The 19,928-nt window shown below is 64.1% G+C and carries 20 protein-coding genes; 2 read left to right on the forward strand and 18 right to left on the reverse strand.

Going from position 1 to position 19,928, the window contains the following annotated elements:
* Positions 1–72 precede the first annotated feature (72 nt).
* Both AC0L21_RS36320 and AC0L21_RS36325 read right to left on the reverse strand, forming a co-directional pair.
* Positions 73–333, reverse strand: a complete 261-nt coding sequence (locus tag AC0L21_RS36320) for a cytochrome C oxidase subunit IV family protein (protein WP_473266650.1) — start codon at positions 331–333, stop codon at positions 73–75.
* A gap of 2 nt (positions 334–335) precedes the next feature.
* A complete protein-coding gene (locus AC0L21_RS36325; protein WP_473266652.1) occupies positions 336–911 on the reverse strand; it encodes a cytochrome c oxidase subunit 3 family protein in 576 nt (191 codons plus the stop codon).
* 172 nt (positions 912–1,083) lie between these two features.
* Between AC0L21_RS36325 and AC0L21_RS36330 the strand changes: the two genes are divergently transcribed.
* Positions 1,084–1,239, forward strand: a complete 156-nt coding sequence (locus AC0L21_RS36330) for a hypothetical protein (protein WP_473266654.1) — start codon at positions 1,084–1,086, stop codon at positions 1,237–1,239.
* A 14-nt stretch (positions 1,240–1,253) separates the two neighbouring features.
* On the opposite strand, the gene mmsB is transcribed toward AC0L21_RS36330, so the two are convergent.
* The 16 genes from mmsB to AC0L21_RS36410 form a co-directional block, all read right to left on the reverse strand.
* Complete coding sequence (mmsB, locus tag AC0L21_RS36335) at positions 1,254–2,444, reverse strand: multiple monosaccharide ABC transporter permease (protein ID WP_473266656.1); 1,191 nt, start codon at positions 2,442–2,444, stop codon at positions 1,254–1,256.
* Positions 2,441–4,018: a multiple monosaccharide ABC transporter ATP-binding protein gene (mmsA, locus tag AC0L21_RS36340; RefSeq protein ID WP_473266657.1), complete on the reverse strand. Its 1,578-nt coding sequence runs from the start codon at positions 4,016–4,018 to the stop codon at positions 2,441–2,443. The genes mmsB and mmsA overlap by 4 nt, the downstream gene beginning before the upstream one ends.
* Positions 4,019–4,206: 188 nt before the next feature.
* A complete protein-coding gene (gene chvE / locus AC0L21_RS36345) occupies positions 4,207–5,280 on the reverse strand; it encodes a multiple monosaccharide ABC transporter substrate-binding protein (RefSeq protein ID WP_063993005.1) in 1,074 nt (357 codons plus the stop codon).
* A 73-nt stretch (positions 5,281–5,353) separates the two neighbouring features.
* Positions 5,354–6,232, reverse strand: a complete 879-nt coding sequence (locus AC0L21_RS36350) for an SMP-30/gluconolactonase/LRE family protein (RefSeq protein WP_473266659.1) — start codon at positions 6,230–6,232, stop codon at positions 5,354–5,356.
* The gene (locus AC0L21_RS36355; RefSeq protein WP_473266661.1) at positions 6,232–7,308 is read right to left on the reverse strand and encodes an aldose epimerase family protein; all 1,077 of its coding nucleotides are present in this window, start codon (positions 7,306–7,308) and stop codon (positions 6,232–6,234) included. The genes AC0L21_RS36350 and AC0L21_RS36355 overlap by 1 nt, the downstream gene beginning before the upstream one ends.
* 2 nt (positions 7,309–7,310) lie before the next feature.
* A complete protein-coding gene (locus AC0L21_RS36360; RefSeq protein WP_473266663.1) occupies positions 7,311–8,237 on the reverse strand; it encodes a Gfo/Idh/MocA family protein in 927 nt (308 codons plus the stop codon).
* Positions 8,234–9,013, reverse strand: coding sequence for a FadR/GntR family transcriptional regulator (locus AC0L21_RS36365; RefSeq protein WP_473266665.1), 780 nt, complete (start codon positions 9,011–9,013; stop codon positions 8,234–8,236). Before AC0L21_RS36365 ends, AC0L21_RS36360 begins: the two co-directional genes overlap by 4 nt.
* Positions 9,010–9,990: a galactofuranose ABC transporter, permease protein YjfF gene (yjfF, locus tag AC0L21_RS36370; protein WP_473266667.1), complete on the reverse strand. Its 981-nt coding sequence runs from the start codon at positions 9,988–9,990 to the stop codon at positions 9,010–9,012. Before yjfF ends, AC0L21_RS36365 begins: the two co-directional genes overlap by 4 nt.
* Positions 9,987–10,979 (reverse strand): ABC transporter permease, encoded by a 993-nt coding sequence (locus AC0L21_RS36375; RefSeq protein WP_473266669.1) that lies wholly within the window; start codon positions 10,977–10,979, stop codon positions 9,987–9,989. Before AC0L21_RS36375 ends, yjfF begins: the two co-directional genes overlap by 4 nt.
* Positions 10,976–12,520, reverse strand: a complete 1,545-nt coding sequence (locus AC0L21_RS36380; RefSeq protein WP_473266672.1) for a sugar ABC transporter ATP-binding protein — start codon at positions 12,518–12,520, stop codon at positions 10,976–10,978. Before AC0L21_RS36380 ends, AC0L21_RS36375 begins: the two co-directional genes overlap by 4 nt.
* Positions 12,521–12,640: 120 nt before the next feature.
* Positions 12,641–13,606, reverse strand: coding sequence for a galactofuranose ABC transporter, galactofuranose-binding protein YtfQ (gene ytfQ / locus AC0L21_RS36385; protein WP_007608422.1), 966 nt, complete (start codon positions 13,604–13,606; stop codon positions 12,641–12,643).
* A 410-nt stretch (positions 13,607–14,016) separates the two neighbouring features.
* On the reverse strand, positions 14,017–15,189 hold the full coding sequence (locus AC0L21_RS36390) for a fumarylacetoacetate hydrolase family protein (RefSeq protein ID WP_473266675.1): 1,173 nt from the start codon (positions 15,187–15,189) through the stop codon (positions 14,017–14,019).
* Positions 15,190–15,300: 111 nt separating this feature from the next.
* On the reverse strand, positions 15,301–16,278 hold the full coding sequence (locus AC0L21_RS36395) for a HEAT repeat domain-containing protein (protein ID WP_473266676.1): 978 nt from the start codon (positions 16,276–16,278) through the stop codon (positions 15,301–15,303).
* Between the two features lie 2 nt (positions 16,279–16,280).
* A complete protein-coding gene (locus AC0L21_RS36400) occupies positions 16,281–16,514 on the reverse strand; it encodes a 4Fe-4S dicluster domain-containing protein (RefSeq protein ID WP_007593252.1) in 234 nt (77 codons plus the stop codon).
* A gap of 29 nt (positions 16,515–16,543) precedes the next feature.
* Entirely contained in the window at positions 16,544–18,286 is a 1,743-nt protein-coding gene (locus AC0L21_RS36405; RefSeq protein ID WP_473266678.1) for a fumarate reductase/succinate dehydrogenase flavoprotein subunit, read from the reverse strand.
* A 104-nt stretch (positions 18,287–18,390) separates the two neighbouring features.
* Positions 18,391–19,164, reverse strand: a complete 774-nt coding sequence (locus AC0L21_RS36410) for a ferredoxin--NADP reductase (RefSeq protein ID WP_473266680.1) — start codon at positions 19,162–19,164, stop codon at positions 18,391–18,393.
* A gap of 208 nt (positions 19,165–19,372) precedes the next feature.
* On the opposite strand from AC0L21_RS36410, the gene AC0L21_RS36415 reads away from it, so the two are divergent.
* Positions 19,373–19,669, forward strand: coding sequence for a gamma-butyrobetaine hydroxylase-like domain-containing protein (locus AC0L21_RS36415; protein ID WP_247288899.1), 297 nt, complete (start codon positions 19,373–19,375; stop codon positions 19,667–19,669).
* Positions 19,670–19,928 lie beyond the last annotated feature (259 nt).

The raw sequence follows: 19,928 nt of genomic DNA on the forward strand, positions 1-19,928 counted from the left end.
ACATATGACCGCACCGTCATCCCTTGTTCAACCAGAGAAAGATCTTGCAGCCCGGGCCGTTCCACATATGAGTCAGATCAGGGCGACGACGGCGGAGGTGACCCAGGCAAACAGCACCACCATGAGGATCCAGGCGCTGACGACGCCGCGCCAGAGCGCAGGCGCCGCGCGAAGATCGAGGAAATCGAGCGCAATCCGACGGCCCTTGACGGCAGCCAAGGCCAGCAGCAGGGCGTTGCCGAGCAACGGCCGCGGCACCAGCGATGGCACCAGGATGGTCGCGAGCGCGAGGCCAATCAGCGCGAGCCAGGTGATGTCCAGGCGATTCGGCATCGTCACCGCACCAGATAAAGAATCGGGAACATCACGATCCAGACCAGATCGACCATGTGCCAGAAGGCCGTTCCCGTCTCGACGCCGAACGCTTCAGCGCGGCGGCAGACGAATGCGAGGATGATGATGCCGAGGCAGACGTGCAGGAGATGGAAGCCGGTCAGGAGGAAATAGAGTGTGAAGAACGGACTGGTCTCGAGTCCGATGCCGCGTCCGATCTCTTCGGCATATTCGCCGAGCTTGATCGCCACGAACAGGCCGCCAAGCCCCATGGCCGTGAGGAGCCAGTAACGTGTCGCCCGGCTCTCGCTGGCCCGCGCGGCCTTCGTAGCCCGGGCTGCGGCCCAACCGCTCGTCACCAGCACGACAGTGTTCAATCCGGCAAGACCCGGATCAAGCGCCGCCTGCCCCGCCGCGAACACGGCCGGATGGATCGCGCGGGCGACCGTGAAGGCACCGAGAAACAGACCGAAGGCTGCGAGCTCGCTGAAGATCAGCACCCAGATCATGGGATCGCCGGGAAGATCGTCCAGAATTCCCCAGCCGTTTCCCCGTGGCTCGCAATCGGCTGCCGACATCTGCTCTTCCGGATCAGGACACCGGCCAGACTTAGCTCAGCCGTGTCGATCCGAGTTTGTGGCCGGACAAACTTGGGGAATGTCGATCAATTTGTTTGCGCCGTCGCAACGTCCGGCCGGCCGGGTCGCGATACCAAACGCCCCAGAGTTCGGTGGAGCTGCGAGCGATAACATGAGCGATGCACAAATCGGGCTGATCACCGCGACCCCCATCATCATCGTCTTCGCCATCGCGCTGCGGCGAATGGGCGTGCTATCGACCGTCGCCACCGTCTCGGCGGTGAGCCTCTCCGTCGCAATCGCCGCGATGCTGTTTACGACGCAGTAATGACTGCCGTAGCCTCATCTGCGCTGATTGTACACGTCGATGCACACCGCCCCGAGCAGGACCAGGCCCTTGATGACCTGCTGGTAGTCGATGCCGATGCCGAGGATGGACATGCCATTGTTCATCACGCCCATGATCATGGCACCGACCACGGCACCGCCGACGCGGCCGACACCGCCATAGGCCGAGGCGCCGCCGATGAAGCAGGCCGCGATGACGTCGAGCTCGAAGCCGAGGCCCGCCTTCGGCGTTGCGGTGTTGAGGCGCGCGGCGAAGACGAGGCCGGCGAGCGCAGCGAGCACACCCATGTTGACGAAGGTGAGGAAGGTCAACCGTTCCGTCTTGATGCCCGACAGGCTTGCCGCTTTCGCATTGCCGCCGACGGCATAGACCTGCCGACCGATGACGGTACGGCGGGTAACGAAGCCGTATAGCGCGATCAGCGCGGTCATGATGACCAGCACGTTCGGCAGACCGCGATGCGAGGCGATCAGATAGGTGAAATAGAGCACGGCGCAGGCCAGGAGAATGCTCTTGCCGAGGAAGAACGCGTAAGGCTCGACCTCGATGCCGTGCAGCTGCTCGCGCGAGCGCCCCTTGGCGCCGGCGTAGACGAGGCCGAGCGCGAGCACCGCACCGATCAGCATCGACGTCGGGTGCAGCGTGCCGGCCTCGGGCAGCATCTCCGGAATAAACCCCGACGACAATTTCTGGAAGGTCGCCGGGAACGGCCCGAGCGACTGGCCCTGCAACACCGCGAGCGCGAGGCCCTTGAACACCAGCATGCCGGCCAGCGTCACGATGAAGGAGGGGATCTTGAAATAGGCCACCCAATAGCCCTGCGCGGCGCCGATTGCCGCGCCCAGCAGCAGGCAGGCGATGAAGGCGAGCGTGTAGTCGACCTTGTAGGTCACCATCAGCACGGCGGCCACCGCGCCGACGAAGCCCGCGACCGAGCCGACCGAGAGGTCGATATGGCCGGTGACGATGACCAGCAGCATGCCCAGCGCCATGATGACGATGTAGCTGTTCTGGAGCACCAGATTGGTCAGGTTGAGCGGCTGGAGCAGCGTGCCGCCCGTCATGACCTGGAAGAACAGCATGATCGCGATCAGCGACATCAGCATGCCGTAATTGCGCAGATTGTTCTTGATGAAGCTGCCGTGCCGGCCCTCCTCGGGCAGCGAAACCGTCTTGTCGGTCATGGCTGCGATCCTCCCATCTCCGCACCCGCAAGGGCGCTGCTTCCATAATTTCTGTCGTTGCGCATGATGGCGCGCATGATCTTTTCCTGCGTTGCGTCTGCGCCCTTGAACTCGCCTACGAAGGCGCCGTCGTTCATGACGCAGATGCGGTCGCAGATGCCGAGCAGCTCGGGCATCTCCGAGGAGATCACCACGACGCCGCGGCCGGCTTCCGCAAGCTCGTTGATGATACAGTAAATCTCGTACTTGGCACCGACGTCGATGCCCCGTGTCGGCTCGTCCAGGATCAGCACTTTGGGGTCGGTCATCAGCCATTTCGACAGCACGACCTTCTGCTGGTTACCGCCGGAGAGCTGGCCGGTCTCCTGATAGACGTCGGAGCAGCGGATGCGCATCCGGTTGCGGTAGTCGCTGGCGACCTTCAGCTCGGCGATGTCGTCGATCACCCGGTTGGGGGCGACCTGGTCGAGGCTTGCGAGCGTGATGTTCTTGCGGACGTCGTCGGCGAGGATCAGTCCGAGCTGCTTGCGGTCCTCAGTGACATAGGCAAGGCCGGCGTCGATCGCGGCCGCGACGTTCGGCAGCACGATCTCGCGGCCTTCGAGCCTGATACGACCGCTGATATTGGTGCCCCAGGAGCGGCCGAACAGGCTCATGGCGAATTCGGTGCGCCCCGCCCCCATCAACCCGGCGATGCCGACGACCTCGCCGCGCTTGACGCCGAAATTGACGTTCTTGATCACCTGCCGCTCGGGATGGATGGGGTGATAGACCGACCAGTTCTCGACGGTCAGGACCGGCTCGCCGATCTTCACGCTGCGCTCGGGAAAGCGATGGGCGAGATCGCGGTTGACCATGCTGCGGATGATGCGGTCTTCCTGGATCGGCTCGGCGTGGCAATCAATGCTGTCGACGGTGCGGCCGTCGCGCAGCACGGTGATGTGGTCGGCGACCTTGGCGACCTCGTTGAGCTTGTGCGAGATCAGGATCGAGCCGATGCCCTGCGCGCGGAACGCCATCAGCCGCTCCAGCAGCGCGGCGCTGTCGGCCTCGTTGAGGCTCGCGGTCGGCTCGTCCAGGATCAGCATCCGCACCTGCTTGGACAGCGCCTTGGCGATCTCGACCAGCTGCTGCTTGCCGACGCCGAGATCGGTGATCAGCGTATCCGGCGATTCCTTCAGACCGACCTGCGCGAGCAGGTCGCGCGTGCGCCGATACACCTCGTCGCGATCGATGACGCCGAGCTTGGACGGCGGATGCGACAGGAAGATGTTTTCGGCAATCGACATCAGCGGGATCAGCGCCAGCTCTTGATGGATGATGATGATGCCGAGCGCCTCGGAATCGTTGATGTCGCGGAAGCGACGCTCCTCGCCATCAAAGATGATGGTGCCCTCGTAGCTGCCGGCCGGGTAGACGCCGCTGAGCACCTTCATCAGTGTGGACTTGCCGGCACCGTTCTCGCCGACAAGGGCGTGGATCTGCCCGGCTTCAACCGAGAAATTGACGTCGCGCAGCGCCTGGACGCCGGAAAAGCTCTTGCTGACGTTGCGCATCTCAAGCATTGCGGTCATCGGATCATTCTCCCGGGGGCTTCCACAATCGTCATGGCCGGGCTTCTCCCGGCCATCCACGTGCAGCCGCTTGCGAAGAGGGACGTGGATGCCCGGGACAAGCCCGGGCAGGACGAGTTGATAAACATGCGCTTCGCCCTACCCCTAAAGAACTCCCTCTCCGCAGGTCGGGAGAGGGAGTAGACCTCTTACTGGAACTGCGCCTTCTTGTAGTAGCCGCTCTCGACCAGGACCTTCTCCCAATTGTCCTTGTAGACCACGACCGGCTTGAGCAGATAGGACGGCACGGTCTTGGCGCCGTTCTCGTAGGTCTTGGTGTCATTGACGGTGACCTGCTTGCCGGCAAGCGCAGCGTCGACCATGTCGGCGGTCACCTTGGCGAGATCGCGGGTGTCCTTGAAGATGGTCGAATACTGGTCGCCGCGCAGCATCGCCTTGATCGAGGGCACCTCGGCATCCTGGCCCGAGATGATGGGCATCGGCTGGCCGGCGCTGCCATAACCGACGCCCTTCAGCGAGGAGATGATGCCGATCGACAGGCCGTCATACGGCGACAGCACGGCGTTGACCTTCTTGTTGCCGTAGTAGGCGCTGAGCAGATTGTCCATGCGGGCCTGCGCGGTGGCGCCGTCCCAGCGCAGGGTCGCAACCTTGTCCATGCCCATCTGGCCGGAGGCGACGACGAGCTTGCCGCTGTCGATGTACGGCTTCAGCACGCTCATCGCGCCGTTGTAGAAGAAGTAGGCGTTGTTGTCGTCGGGCGAGCCGCCGAACAGCTCGATGTTGAACGGACCCTTGCCCTCCTTGAGGCCAAGCCCTTTCTCGATTGATTGCGCCTGGAGCACGCCGACCTGGAAATTGTCGAAGGTCGCGTAATAGTCGACGTTCGGCGTGCCGCGGATCAAGCGGTCATAGGCGATCACGGTGATGCCTTTTGCTTTCGCCTGCTTGAGCACGTCGGAGAGCGTGGTGCCATCGATCGCGGCGATCACCAGCGCTTTCGCGCCCTTGGTCACCATGTTCTCGACCTGGGAGAGCTGGTTCGGAATGTCGTCCTCGGCATATTGCAGGTCGGTATTGTAGCCGCGCTCCTTCAGCACCTTGACCATGTTGTTGCCATCGTCGATCCAGCGCGCCGAAGATTTGGTCGGCATGGCGATGCCGACTGTTGCTTTGTCCTGGGCCGAGGCGGTGACGCCTGCGGCCATCGTCGCGGCGCCGGCCAGCGCCAGCGCCAGGAATGTCGTCTTCAGTTTCAACATGATTCGCTCCCTTGGATGTCAGACTGTTTTTTGGTGTCGTCGAGAAGTTTGGCGGTGTGCGGCTTCGAGCCTCCTATGCGAGCTTGACGTCAGGCTCCGCGCGACCATGCGCGGAGGCCTCCAACAGGAAGGTGTAGCCGGCTTGCGGATCGGCGGCACGCGCCGTCGCATCCATGTCCTGCCAGGCCGAGGTGACGAGGAGACGCGACAGATCGGGGCCGACAAAAACGGGGCAGCTCGCCTGCTTTGCCGGCACGCTCAGCGAACGCAGCCGCTCGCCTTGCGGAGAGTAGACGTCGATGCGGCTCGCGCCCCAGCAGGCATTCCAGATGTTTCCGTCCGCGTCACACACCGAACCGTCGAGGCCGCCGATGCCGGTGTGGCGCAGCAGCACTTCCGGCTCGCCGCGCGGCAGGCCGGTCGTGGGATTGAGCGGCACCGCATAGAGGACCGCGCGCGCAGTGTCGGCGAAGTAGCCAGTGGCGCCGTCGGGCGAGAAGCAGATCGAGTTGGGAATGCTGATGCGCGGAAACAGCATCGATATCTCGCCGCGATGGAATGCGTAGATCGCGCCTGCCCCTGCTTCCGCCTTGCGGCCCATGGTGCCGATCCAGAACGTGCCGGAGGGATGCACGCGGGCATCGTTGGAGCGGGTCGCGGGATTGTCGGCTTCGAGCGGACAGAGCAGCGTCATCGCGCCGTCGGCGATCTTGCGGATATAGAGCCCGTCTTCCGCGACGATCAACTGCCGTTCGGCATCGATCCGCCCAAGTGCGCTCGCCATCCGGCTCAGCGCATGGACGCGAATGCTGCCGCTGCCGAGCTGCGCCTCGAACAGTCGCCCCTCCCGGATATCGAACCACCAGGCCGTGTCCGTGCTCACGTCATAGGTCGGCCCCTCGCCGAGATGGCAAGGATCGTCCGAAAGAACCGAGGTCGGCACCTGTTCCATCAGGACCTCCTCATCGCAAAACGATAGACCGTATGATGGCGATAGACCTCGCCGGGCGCCAGGCGCGGGCTCGGGAAATCCGGCCGGTTCGGTGCATCCGGCCAGATATGCGGCTCCAGGCACATCGCGTCTGACTGCCGGTAGAGCTTGCCACCCTTGCCCGAAATCGTGCCGTCGAGATAATTACCCGAATAGACCTGCAGACCAGGCTGATCCGTGAACAGCTCCATGATGCGCCCCGAGCGCGGCGCCTCCAGCCGTGCCGCGAGCGCAAGCTTGCCGTCGCGCGCGAGACAGTAGGTGTGGTCGTAGCCCTTGCCGTTGCGCAATTGCTGGTGGCTCTCGCGGATGCGCTCGCCGACGGGCCGCGGCTCGCGGAAATCGAACGGCGTGCCGGCAACGCTGCGCGGCGGCTCCGGCAACGGAATGGCGGTGGGATCGATCGCGAGGAAATGCCCGGCGGCGACTGTCAGCTTGTGATCGAGAATGGGCGTCCCTGATGTCGCGCCTTCCAGATTGAAGAAGCTGTGGTTGGTCAGGTTCACGATGGTCGGCCGGTCGGTCCTCGCCTCCATGATCAGGGATAGCTCGGCCGGGCCGGTGACGCGATAAGTCAGGCGAACCTCGAGACGACCGGGATAGTTTTCCTCGCCGTGCGGGCTCGTGTAGGTCAGCGTGACCGCGGGCTCGGCGCCGTCGTCGATCTCCGCAACGTCCCAGAGCTTGCGGTCGAAGCCGTCGAGGCCGCCATGCAGCGCATTCGGACCATTGTTGACGGGAAGCTGCACCGTTTCGCCGTCGAGCGAAAATTGCCCGTTGGCGATGCGATTGGCGTAGCGGCCGACGGTGGCGCCGAAGAACTTTCGTTCGGCGAGATAGCCGGCGAATGCGTCATGGCCGAGCACGACGTCGTCGTAGCCACCCTTGGCGTCCGGCGCGATCAAGGCCTGCAAGACTGCACCATGGGTGATAATGCGCGCCTCGAACCCGCCCTCTCCGCGCAGCACGATGCGCTCCACCTTGCGGCCGTCCGGCAGCGTTCCGAAGACGTCTCTTTCTGTTTTCGATCCAGCCATGATCAATCCACAAACGGTTCGACGATCGTGCGCCTGCCGAGCAGGAAGGCGTCCGCAACGAGACGAAGCGGCGCCAAATCCACGTCGCTCGCGCCGGTCGCGGCGAGCGTGACGAAGCGCCGGTAAAGCTCCCGATATTCCTCATCGGGCGCCTCGGCAACGATCTTGCCGTCGATCGCCATGATCCGGCCGCCGCGGGATAGCGCCATCCGGCCCTGGTCGGTTTCGACCAGGATATCCCAGCTCTGCGGCCCGGTCTGGCGGAAATCGAACTCGGCGGTCACAGGCAGGCCGTCGATGTCGGTCAGCGTCAGCTTCGCGGCGATCGGCGCCTGGCAATTGGCGGGGAAGGCGAGCTCGGCCGCGGTGACGAACACGGGCTTGGGCAGGATCCTGGTCAGGATCGACAGCGCATTGATGCCGGGATCGAACACCCCGAGCCCGCCCGGCTCCCAGATCCATGCCTGCCCCGGATGCCAGACGCGGACGTCCTCTTTCCAGTTGATGTGCACCGAACGGATGCGGCGCGCGGCGAGCCACTCGCGCGACGGCTCGACTGCCGGCGCATGGCGCGAATGCCAGGTCGCAAACAGCGTTCGCTTGGCCTCACTCGCCATTGCGATCAACGGATCGAGCTCGGCAACTCCGGCGCCGGGCGGCTTCTCCAGCATGACATGCTTGCCGGCCCTGAGCGCTGCGACCGCCTGGGCGCGGCGCACTTGAGGCGGCGTGCAGAGCGACACCGCGTCGATCGGCGGACCTTTTTCCAGCAGCTCCTCGATGGTCGCGAAATGCGGAAGATCCGGCAGCGAGGCATTGCGGCTGGCGACGGCGGCCAGCGTCGCGCCGGGAACCGCTGCGATGGCGCCGACATGCTGATCCCGCGCGATCTTGCCGAAGCCGACGATGGCGATGCGAAGCTCAGTCACGATCTTTCTCCAGCTTCCGCGGACGGCAGCGCTTCGGCCGGTACAGTCTCGATCACTGTTCCCTCATGGCGGCGCATGCCGTTGTGAATGACGTAGACCATCGCCTCCGACGCAGTCGTTGCATCACCGGCCGCGATGGCATCGACGATCTTCTGATGCCAGAGCAGAACGGTGTCGCGGTCTTCCGGTTCGACCGGTGCGCTGAGCAGGAACGAGGCGCGCAACGCAGCCTCGATAACGTGCCCGATCGAGCGCATGAACAGATTACCGGAGGCGCGCGCCACACCGACATGGAGCGCGAGGTCGGCATCGGCGAAGCCAACGGAGTCGGAAGCTTCAAGCCGCATCCGCTCCATGCAGCGACGCAGCTCGACGACGTCCTGCTCCGACCGCTGTGCCGCCGCCAGCGCGGCCGCGCGCGGCTCGACCGCGAGGCGGATCTCGGCGAGGTCGTTGAGGAAGCGCTTGTCGATCCCGGCGTCCAGGTGCCAGGCCAGCACATCGGCGTCGAACATGTTCCAGGCGACGCGCTCGCGCACGACGGTGCCGACGCGGGCCTTGGTGGTGAGCAGGCCCTTGGCAACCAGCGTCTTGACGCTCTCGCGCAGCACCGGCCGCGACACGCCGAACATTGCGATCATCTCGGCATCGCCCGGCAGGCGCGTGCCTTCCGCATAGCGGCCGGCGATGATGTCGACGCCGATCGAGCGGGCCACCTCCGCGTGATTGGAGTGCGCCCGGCGCGTCGGGATGACGAGGATGCGCGAGGTGGTCATGAGACTGCTCCCGCGCGCTTTGCCACGGGCCGGCGCGCGAGCGCGACCAATCCCTGTTGCAAGGCGATGAAGGCGAACAGCAGCACGCCGGTCGCGATCTTGGTCCACCAGCTCGACAGCGTCCCGTCGAAATTGATGTAGGTCTGGATCATGCCCTGGATCAGCACGCCGAGGAAGGTGCCGATCACCGAGCCCTGCCCGCCCGTGAGCAGCGTACCGCCGATGACGACGGCCGCGATGCTGTCGAGCTCGACGCCGACAGCGGAGAGCGAGTAGCCGGCGCTGGTGTAGAAGGAGAAGACGATGCCGGCAATGCCGGCGAGCAGGCTCGACAGCATGTAGATCTTCACCGTCATCCTGCCGACGGCGACGCCCATCAGGCTCGCGGTCGCCCGGCTGCCGCCGAGCGCATAGACATTGGCGCCGAACCGGGTGAGCTGCAGCAGCAATGCGCCGCCGATCACGATCGTAAGCATGATGACCGCTACCGCCGTCAGCCGCCCTCCGCCGGGTAGTCGCAGTGCGAAGTCCGACACGGTGGAATAGACCGGTGCTGTGATCGGCACCGATTCTGTCGAGAGCAGGAAGCTGGCACCCCGGGCCAAGAACATGCCGGCGAGCGTCACGATGAATGGCGGCAAATCGAAGACATGGATCACCGCACCCATCGCCGCGCCGAAAGCCGCTGAGAGTGCGAGAATGGCGACGAAGGCGACCAGGGGCGGCATTCCCCAGCGCTCGATCGCAAGCGCGACGAACACCGTGGTGAAGCCGATCACCGAGCCGACCGAGAGATCGATGCCGCCGGAAATGATGACGAAGGTCATGCCGGTCGCGACGATGCCGAGGAAGGCGTTGTCGGTCAGAAGATTGCCAACCACGCGGGTGGAGGCGATGTTGGGAAACTGCATGGCGCAGAGCGCGAACCCCGCGACGAGCACGATCGCCGTGATGAAGACGGGCGGCAGGCCTTTCATGCCTTGGTCCTCCGCAGCCGCGCCACGATTCCGGCAAAGCCCGACAGCTTCGGCGATTGCAGCAGCAGCACCGCGAGCACCACCACCGCCTTGACCAGCAAATTGAACTCCGGCGGATAGCCCGAGAGCAGAATGCCCGTGTTCATGGTCTGGATGATCAGCGCGCCGAGCACGGCCAGCACGAGACTGAAGCGGCCGCCGAACAGGGAGGTGCCGCCGATCACCACCGCGAGGATGGCGTCGAGCTCGAGCCAGAGGCCGGCATTGTTGGCATCCGCACCCATGATGTCGGCCGCCGCGATGACGCCGGCAAGCGCAGCGCAAACGCCGCACCAGACATAGACCGCCAAGATCATCGCGCGCGTGCCGACGCCGGCGAGCTCGCTTGCGCGCGCATTGCCGCCGGTGGCCTCGATCAGCAATCCGAGTGCCGAGCCGCGCACCATCGCGCCGGTGAGGATCAGCATCCCCAGCGCGATCGCGACCGGCACCGGTACGCCGAAAATAGAGCCATTGCCGAGCCAGACCAGATCGGCCGAGGAGAAGGTCACGATGCGGCCCTCTGTGATGAGCTGGGCGATGCCGCGCCCCGCAACCATCAGGATCAGGGTCGCCACGATCGGCTGCATGCCGAGCACCGCGACGAGAAATCCGTTCCACAATCCGCAGATCAGGCCCGCACCGAGCGCAGCAGCCAGTACCACCGTCAGACTGTGGTTGTCGGCGAGGCTCGCCGCGATCGCGCCGGAGATCGCCATCACCGCACCGACCGACAGATCGATGCCGCGCGTCGCGATCACCAGGACCATGCCGAGCGAGAGCAGCGCCACCGGCGTGCCCCGGTTGAGCACGTCGATCAGGCTGCCGAACAGACGGCCATCCTGCAGGCGCAGATCGAAGAATTGCGGCGACACCACACGGTCGACCGCGAGGATGACGATCAATGCGAGGATCTGGGCAAGGCCGCGGCGCGGCAGCAGCGCTGTCATGTGTGAGCCTCAAGCGCAACGGCGACGCTATCGGCGGCAATGGCGGCGAGAATGTTGCCGACATCGATCGCCTCGCCGGCGAGCTCTTCGACATGCGCGCGGTCGCGCAGCACCACGACCCGGTCCGAATAGGTCACGATCTCATCGAGCTCGGAGGAGATCACGAGCAGCGCAAGCCCGTCGTCGCAGAGCTCGCGTATCAGGCGGATGATCTCGGCATGCGCACCGACGTCGATGCCGCGTGTCGGCTCGTCCAGCACGAGCAGCCGTGGCGAGGTCGCAAGCCACCGTGCCAGCAGGACCTTCTGCTGATTGCCACCGGACAGCAGACCGACGGGACGCTCCGGATCGGGCGGGCGAATGTCGAGCATCTTGACGTAACGGCTTGCGATCTCGTCCTGCTCGCGTCGCGACAGCGGCCGATGCAAACCGCGCTTGGCCTGGAGCGCGAGCACGATGTTCTCGCGGACGGTGAGCTCGGCGACGATGCCGTCGGTCTTGCGCTCCTCAGGGCAATAGCCAAAGCCGTGGCGCACGCCGTCGCGCGGCGACTGGAGCCGCACGGGGACGCCCTCCACTTTCGCCTGCCCACGATCAGCGCGCTCGGCGCCGAACACCAGCCGCGCCGTCTCGGTCCGGCCCGAGCCAAGCAAGCCGGCGAGACCGACGACCTCGCCATGGCGCAACTCGAGATTGAACGGCGCGACATAGCCTGATTTGCCATAATTCTCGAAGCTCGCGCAGACTTCGCGGGCCTGATGCTCGCACGTCGCGGCCCGCGCGCTGGTGGTCTCGGCCAGCTCGCGGCCGAGCATCATCCGGATCAGCTCGAGCCGCGACAGCGACGCGGTCTCGCGCTCGCCGACCAGGCGACCATTTCGCAAAACGGTGATTCGATCGGAGATCTCATAGACCTGGTCGAGGAAATGGCTGACGAAGACGATGCCAATGCCGCGCTTGGCAAGCTGACGCATGATGCCGAAAAGAATCTCGACCTCATGGCGATCGAGGCTTGCGGTCGGCTCGTCCAGGATCAGCACGCGCGCCGAGAGATCGACGGCGCGCGCGATCGCGGTGACATGCTGGATCGCCACCGAATAATTGCCAAGCGGCGCTGATACGTCGATGTCGAGTCCGAAATCCGCGAGCAGCGCCTTCGCGCGACGTCGCATCTCGCCTTCGCGCACCATGCCGAAGCGCATCGGTTGCCGGTCGAGAAACAGGTTCTGCGCCACCGAGAGATTGGGCAGCAAATTGACTTCCTGGTAGACCGTGGCGATGCCGGCCTGGAGCGCCGCCTTGGCCGACCGCGGCGCGACCTCTTCGCCGCCCAGCCTGACGATGCCGGCATCGCGCGGAAATACGCCCGTGACGACCTTGATCAGCGTCGACTTGCCGGCGCCGTTCTCACCGAGCAGCGCATGGATCTCGCCGGCGCGAAGTGTGAAGTCGACTTCCTGCAACGCACGCACAGCACCAAAACTCTTGCTGATCCCGCGCACCTCCAGCAGGGAAGCAGCGGAATCCGGGCTGTTCTCCATGACAAATTCACTCCCAGCGGCGTCCGCTGACGATGCGGACACGGAGCCTGTTCGTTCGCGCAGCGATTTCGAGCGGGATCGCCGGACTGCCGACACACGGCCGTCCGGCGACGCACTCCCTCAGTAACCGAGGCCCTTCTTGCTGTCGTAGATCTTCTGCGGATCATCGGTGGGCGTGTAGAGCTTCGACTCGGTCTGGATCCATTTCGGCGGAACGGTGCCCTTGTCCTTGAAGGCGGCGATGGCATCGAGCGCGGGGCCAGCCATGTTCGGCGTCAGCTCGACTGTGGCATTGGCTTCGCCGGCGACCATCGCCTTGAAGATGTCGGGGACCGCATCGATCGAGACGGTGAGGATCTCCTTGCCGGGCTTGAGGCCAGCTTCCTTCATCGCCTGGATCGCGCCGACCATCATGTCGTCGTTATGCGCATAGACCGCGCAGATCGACTTGCCGCCGCCTTCGGCCTTGATGAAGCTTTCCATCACTTCCTTGCCCTTGGCGCGGGTGAAGTCGCCGGTCTGGCTGCGCACCACCTTCAGGTTCGCATGCTTGGCGATGGCGGTGTCAAAACCCTTCTTGCGATTGGCGGCGACGCTCGCGCCGACCGTTCCCTGCAATTCGACGATGTTGCAGGCCTTTGCCCCGACGGTCTTCGCCAGCCAGTCGCCGGCGACCTCGCCTTCGTGCACGCTGTCGGAGGTCACGGCGGTGAGATAGAGCTCCTTCCCGGAAGGATCGATGTCGCGGTCGAGCAGCACGACCGGGATCTTGGCCTCCTTGGCTTCCTTCAGCACCGAGTCCCAGCCGGTCGAGACGACGGGCGCGAGGAAGATCGCGTCGACATTCTGCGCGATGAAGGAGCGGATCGCCTTGATCTGGTTCTCCTGCTTCTGCTGCGCATCGGCGATCTTGAGATTGACCTTGCGCTTGGTGGCCTCCTGCTTGGAGACCGAGGTCTCGGCCGCCCGCCAGCCGGATTCCGATCCGATCTGCGAGAAGCCGATGGTGAGCTCGGCGGCATTCGCCGGCAGCGCGAGCAGCAACGCGGCCGTGGCGCTGGCCGCAAAGAGGGCTTTGAGGATCATCAGGCGTATCTCCCAAATGTTATCCGGGGCGCCGTTTGGTAGCATCGCACCCACAGGCCGACCTTTGAGGCGGCGGAAGGGACTATTTCACGGAAGTTTGGTTCCGACTAGTCATATTATTTGACTATTAAGGGGGAAAGCGTGCGCTAGCGGACGGGTGATGTATATGACACGCACAGCGCGATTATGTTCCAGCGATGCAACGAGGAGATGAAGAAAATAATGCGGGCTGTTGCGAGAGCGACGGTGCGCTCCCTCGCCCCGTTCTTACGGGGAGAGGGTTGGGGTGAGGGGCTGTCTCCGCTCAATCGGTGACAGACGGACTCGTGGAGAGTCCCCCTCACCCGAATTTGCGCTTTGCGCAAATTCGACCTCTCCCCGCAAGCGGGGCGAGGTGAAGAAGGTCGGCACTAGATCAGCTTCCGCTGCGCCAGGTTCTTCATCAGCGCGCCGATGCCGAAGGTCCAGGGCTCGCACTCGTCGCTGGTCCGCATGCGGTTGACGAGTTTGCCGAGTTGGGGCGCTGAGATCGTGACGATGTCGTCGCGTTTGTGGGTGAACCCCTGTCCCGGCGCGTCGCGATCCTTGACCGGCGCGAACATGGTCCCGAGGAATAGCACGAAGCCATCAGGATATTGATGCACCTTGCCGATGGTCTGCTCGACCAGATCGGTCGGATCGCGGCTGATCATGCTGATCGAGGAATGGCCGTCGAGGACGAAACCGTCCTGCCCCTTCACGTTCAGGCTGATGTCGAGCTTGCGGGCGTCATCGAGGGTAAAGCTGTCGTCGAACAGACGCAGCAGCGGGCCGATGGAGCACGAGGCGTTGTTGTCTTTGGCCTTCGACAACAGCAGGGCCGAACGGCCCTCGAAGTCGCGCAGATTGACGTCGTTGCCGAGCGCGCCGCCGACAATCTTGCCGCGGCTCGAGACGAACAGCACCAGCTCCGGCTCGGGGTTGTTCCAGGTCGACTTCGGATGCAGCCCCGCATCCATGCCGGTGCCGACCGACGACAAGGTCGGCGCCTTGGTGAAGACTTCGGCATCAGGGCCGATGCCGACTTCGAGATACTGGCTCCAGGCGTTCTGGTCCATCAGCACCTGCTTCAGGTGCATCGCCTGGTCTGAGCCCGGCTTGAGCTTCGACAGATCGTCGCCGATCAGCCGCGTCACTTCCTTCCGGATCGCTTCAGCCGAGGCCGGATTGCCTTTCGCCCGCTCCTCGATCACGCGCTCCAGCATCGAGATGGCAAAGGTCACGCCGGCCGCCTTGAGCGTCTGGAGATCGACGGGTGCGAGCAGCCACGGCTTCTTGGGATCGCGCTGATCGGGCGGCGTGTTGGCGACGATAGCCTCGAGATCGCCGATGCGCTCGCCCTTGGTCGCGGCAAGCGCCCTCGCCGGATCGTCTTCCTCGCAGAGCGTGCTGATGGTCGGGAATGTTGCGGTGAGGTCGAACACACCATCGCCGCGCACGGCGACCACGGCCGGGCCATTCGCCTGCGGCAGCCAGACGCGGCCGACAAGCGTTCCCCGCGCGCCGTCCTCGGGAAGAAGGTCCTTTACCGTCAATGTCGTCATGGGCGTATCCTCGCTCTTTTCGGATCGGCCGCGCTCGCGGAGGCCTATCACATTGGCGAAGACCAATAAACGTCTGGGACGGGAAGTCCAGCGCGGCTGCCCGTCGCGCTCCTATGCCCCCGCCCGGGCTTTTCGGGCCGCGATCTGCTGAAGCGCCCAGCGCGCGTTCTTGCGCACCTCAGGATCTGGATCGTCGGCGATGACGGCAAGGAAGGCTTCGCCGTCGTGGTGGGCGATTTCGCCGAGCGCAGCAGCGGCTTCCTTCCGCAAATTCGCCTGTTCATGGTTGACGCAATTGCCGATCGGGCGAACCGCGCGCTCGATCTTCATCCGGCCAAGGCTGCGGATTGCCTTCAGCCGCACCTGCCAGAACTCATCACCGAGCGAAGCGATGAGCTGGTCGGCGGCAATCGATCCGTTGACGTTGAGGCCCAGCGTTTCCGCGGCCATCTCCCGCACCATCCAGTCCGAATCCTTCAACGCGCGCGTGATCATCTCGGCCGCGGGCTTCATCTGCGAGAAGGCGAGCGCGCTGACGGCGGCACGGCGCACATGCGCGTCCGGATCGTTGATCAGCGCGGTCAGCGCTGGAATTGATTCCTCCAGCTTGAGGAACCCGATCACGCCGATCGCCTGCACCCGCACGGCGGCGTCGGAATCCTGGAGCGCTTCCAGCGCGGGTTTCAAGGTATCCTTGCTGCGCAGCTCCTTCAGCGCACGCAAGGCGCCCATGCGGACGAAGGCGTGGGCATGCTTGACCAGCGGCAGGATGATCTCGGCGCAAGCCGGATCCTTGAACTCCGCCATGCTGTCGGCGGCGGCAGACGCAACGATTCTTTCAGGATCGACCAGCAGCTTCACCAGCGCGCTGGCGGCCTCCGGTCCGTCGAACTCGCCAAGCGCCATCGCGACCTGCTGGCGCACGCCGGCATCGGGATCGGCGACCATTTTGGCGAGATGGCCGACCGCTGCGGGATCGCCGGAATGGCCGAGCGCGATGATCGCGACGCGGCGCTCCCCTGGATCGGCGGCCTGGAGCCGCTCGTCGGCATCTTCGAGATCGTCGTAGGATTCGAACGGGCTCGACATGGCTACCTCAGGAGATAGGGAATGTTGACGGTGACGGCGCCGGTCGGGCAATCCGCCTCGCAGGGCATGCAGTACCAGCATTCGTCATAGGCCATGTAGGCCTTGTTGGTCATATCGCTGATCCGCAGCACGTCCAGCGGACAGACGTCGACGCACACGGTGCAGCCCTTGTCCGCGATGCATTTGGCGTCGTCGACGACCACCGGAACCGATGTCTGATAGGAAGCGAGAGGCATCGTATGTCTCCTGTTACTTTTGCGGCGGGTCAGGCTGTCGCGCGGATGCGCTGCTTGTCGTAGAGATCCTTCTCATCGTCGGCGATCGGTACGATATAGGGCTCCACGGCACGCTTCTCGCTGGTCATCTTGCCGTCCTGCTTGCTCAGCAGCGTGTGGCAGAACCAGTTCTCGTTGTCCTTCTCCGGGAAATCCGTCCGCCAGTGATAGAGGCCCCATCGGCTTTCCTCGCGGTAGAGCGAGGCATGCACAGCCATGTCCGCGCAGTCCATGATCGACTGGACTTCGAGCGCGCGGAGCAGTTCGTGCGCATTGCGCGCGATCATGCGCTCCTGCATGTCTTCCCTCGCTTCGGCGAGCCGGCGCATACCGAGTTCATATTTGCGCGTGACTTTCGGCGGCTGGAGATAGTCATTGACGAGACGCCGCGTCTTGTACTCGATCTGGTTCGGCGGAATGCCGTCCTCGCGTTTGGTCGGCGCCATCACCCGGTCGCGTTCCTTCGCGACTTCGGTGGCGTCGAACTCAGCAAAATCGTGATTGTCCGCGAATTCCATCGCGTCCACCCCGGCGACCGAGCCGTTGGTGAAGGCGCCGAGCATGTAATTGTGCGGCACGCTCGCCATGTCGCCGGCGGCATAGAGGCCCGGCACGGTGGTGCGCGCGTTGTCGTCGACGAACACGCCGGACGCGCTGTGACCAGAGCAGAAACCGATCTCGGAGATATGCATCTCGATCGACTCGCTGCGGTAGTCGACGCCACGCCCCTGCTGGAACAGGCCGCGTGTGGGACGCTCCACCTTGTGCAACGTCGATTCGATCTCCGAGATGGTGTCGGGGTGAAGATGCTTGAGCTGGAGAAACACCGGGCCCTTGCCGGACAGCAGCTCGTTATAGAATTCCAGCATCATCTGGCCAGACCAGTAATCGCATTCGATGAAGCGCGATCCCTCGTTGTTGGCGGTGAAGGCACCGAAGGGACCGGCGACATAGGCGCAGGCCGGGCCGTTATAGTCCTTGATCAGCGGATTGATCTGATAGCATTCGAGGTTCGCCAGGGCCGCACCGGCGTGATAGGCCATGGAATAGCCGTCACCGGAATTGGCCGCGTTCTCGTAGGTGCCGAACATGTAGCCGGAGGTCGGCAGGCCGAGACGGCCGGCGGCGCCCATGCACAGGATGACAGCCTTGGCCTTGATCACCAGCATCTCGGCGGTGCGGGTATTGACGCTGATCGCGCCGGCAATGCGGCCGTCTGCGGACTTGAGCAGCCGCGTCGCCATGTAGCGGTTGGAGATCAGGATGCGGGCGCGGCGGAGCTGGCGATACAGCGCCTTCTTCACGGTCTCGCCGTTCGGCATCGGCAGCACGTAGGTGCCGATGTGGTGCACCTTCTTGACGGCGTAGTCGCCGTTCTCGTTCTTCAGGAAGCGGATGCCGAAACTGTCGAGTTCCTCGATGATCGAGTAGCAGTTCTGCGCGTATTTGTAGACCGCCTTCTGATCGACGATGCCGTCATTGGCGATGGTGATTTCCTTGGTGTACTGCTCCGGCGTCGCGTAGCCGGGAATGACGGCGTTGTTCAAACCGTCCATGCCCATCGAGATCGCTCCGGAGCGCTTGACGTTGGCCTTTTCGAGCAGGACGACATTGGCCTTCGGATTCTTCAGCTTCGCCTTCAACGCCGCCATCGGGCCGGCAGTGCCGCCGCCGATGACGAGCACGTCGCAGGAAACCTCCGAAAGTCCGTCGACGATCTGATCTAGTGACATCGCTTGCTCCTGGTCCGCCGGCAGATCCGGCGCCTTTGCATCAGATTTGTTCAGCAGGCGTCCCGGCGATAGCAATTAGTTGTCGCCGGGCTGCGATTTGCGCCTCAGCGCTCGACAAAGGCCTTTTCGATCACGAAATGACCGGGCCGGCTGTGATTGCCCTCGACAAAGCCTCGCGCGGAAACCATCGCGGGGAGTTCCTCCAGCATCGCCGGGCTGCCGCACAGCATGATGCGGTCGGTCTCGATATCGAGGCCTGATAGACCGATATCGTCGAAGAGCTGGTTCGACGCGATCAGGTCGGAGATGCGGCCGCGATTCCTGAACGGCTCGCGGGTGACGGTCGGGTAGTAGACGAGCTTGTCGCGGATCAGCGGCCCGAAGAACTCGTGATTGCGCAAGCCTTCGACGAGGTGCTCACCATAGGAGAGCTCGGAGACCTGGCGGCAGCCATGGGCGAGCACGATGGTCTCGTAATTCTCGTAGACGTCGGGGTCCTTGATCAGGCTGGCGAACGGCGCGAGTCCCGTTCCGGTCGAGAGCAGCAACAGGCGTTTGCCGGGAATGAGATTGCCGGTGATCAGCGTGCCCGTGGCCTTGCGGCCGACCAGGATGACGTCCCCCTCCCTGATCTTCTGAAGGCGCGAGGTCAGCGGACCGTCCTGCACCTTGATCGAGAAGAACTCGAGCGCCTCCTCGTGATTGGCGCTGGCCATGCTGTAGGCCCGCAGCAACGGTCTGCCTTCGACCTCCAGTCCGATCATCGCAAACTGGCCGTTCTGGAAGCGGAAGCCCGGATCGCGCGTCGCGGTAAAGCTGAACAGGCTGTCGGTCCAGTGCCTGACCGACAGAACCGTTTCCTTCTGAAATGCGCTCATTGTCTCTCCTGACCTCGATTGCGCACAAGGTTTCGGAGAGACAGGAATCCGGCAACGCCGAACTGAAATCCCCGGTCGATTAGTTTCACATTTCGTGGGCGATGATCGAACAGCGGGCAGCGAAGATCAGCGCCTTGCGCCTGCGCCTGGCAATTAGTTGCTATCGCAGCAGCGCTGCGGCAACGTAGAGAAGGGTCGGAGACACGTCATGACCTTGGTGGCACCGACCGTGGCAGATTACGAAGCAAGCGCCGACCTCGCGACGCTCCGCGTTCGCACCGCTCAGGACGACACGCTCGACTTGCCGGCGGAAACGCTCCGCCTCTCCTGCAAATGCGCCCACTGCACCCGCGCCCGCTTCGACGGCCGCTTCCCCGAGCGGTTTCCAGGCATCGCGATCACCGAAATCGGCGATCTCGGTTACGGGCTGAACATCTCGTTTTCGGATGGGCATAATCGGGGGATTTACCCGAAGCCGTATTTGCTGAGCCTGGCGGGGCGGTAGGCACGACGCAGCCGTGAGATTAGCACCACAGCGGCCACAAACTCCGCTGTCATTCCCTGCGAAAGCGGGGAATCCAGTACGCCGCGCCCTCACCGTTTCCCACTGAAGCCTCTGGAATACTGGATCGCCCCCCGTCGCGGGCGATGACAGCGAGAGTTAGGCGCGAGCATGCCCCAAGCGCGTCAGTGCGGGCGCAGCAATGACGGAGACTGTGGCGGGCGCATACGCTAACAACACCGCCGCCGGCACCAACAGGACA

This window comes from Bradyrhizobium sp. WSM4873 (assembly GCF_055811355.1).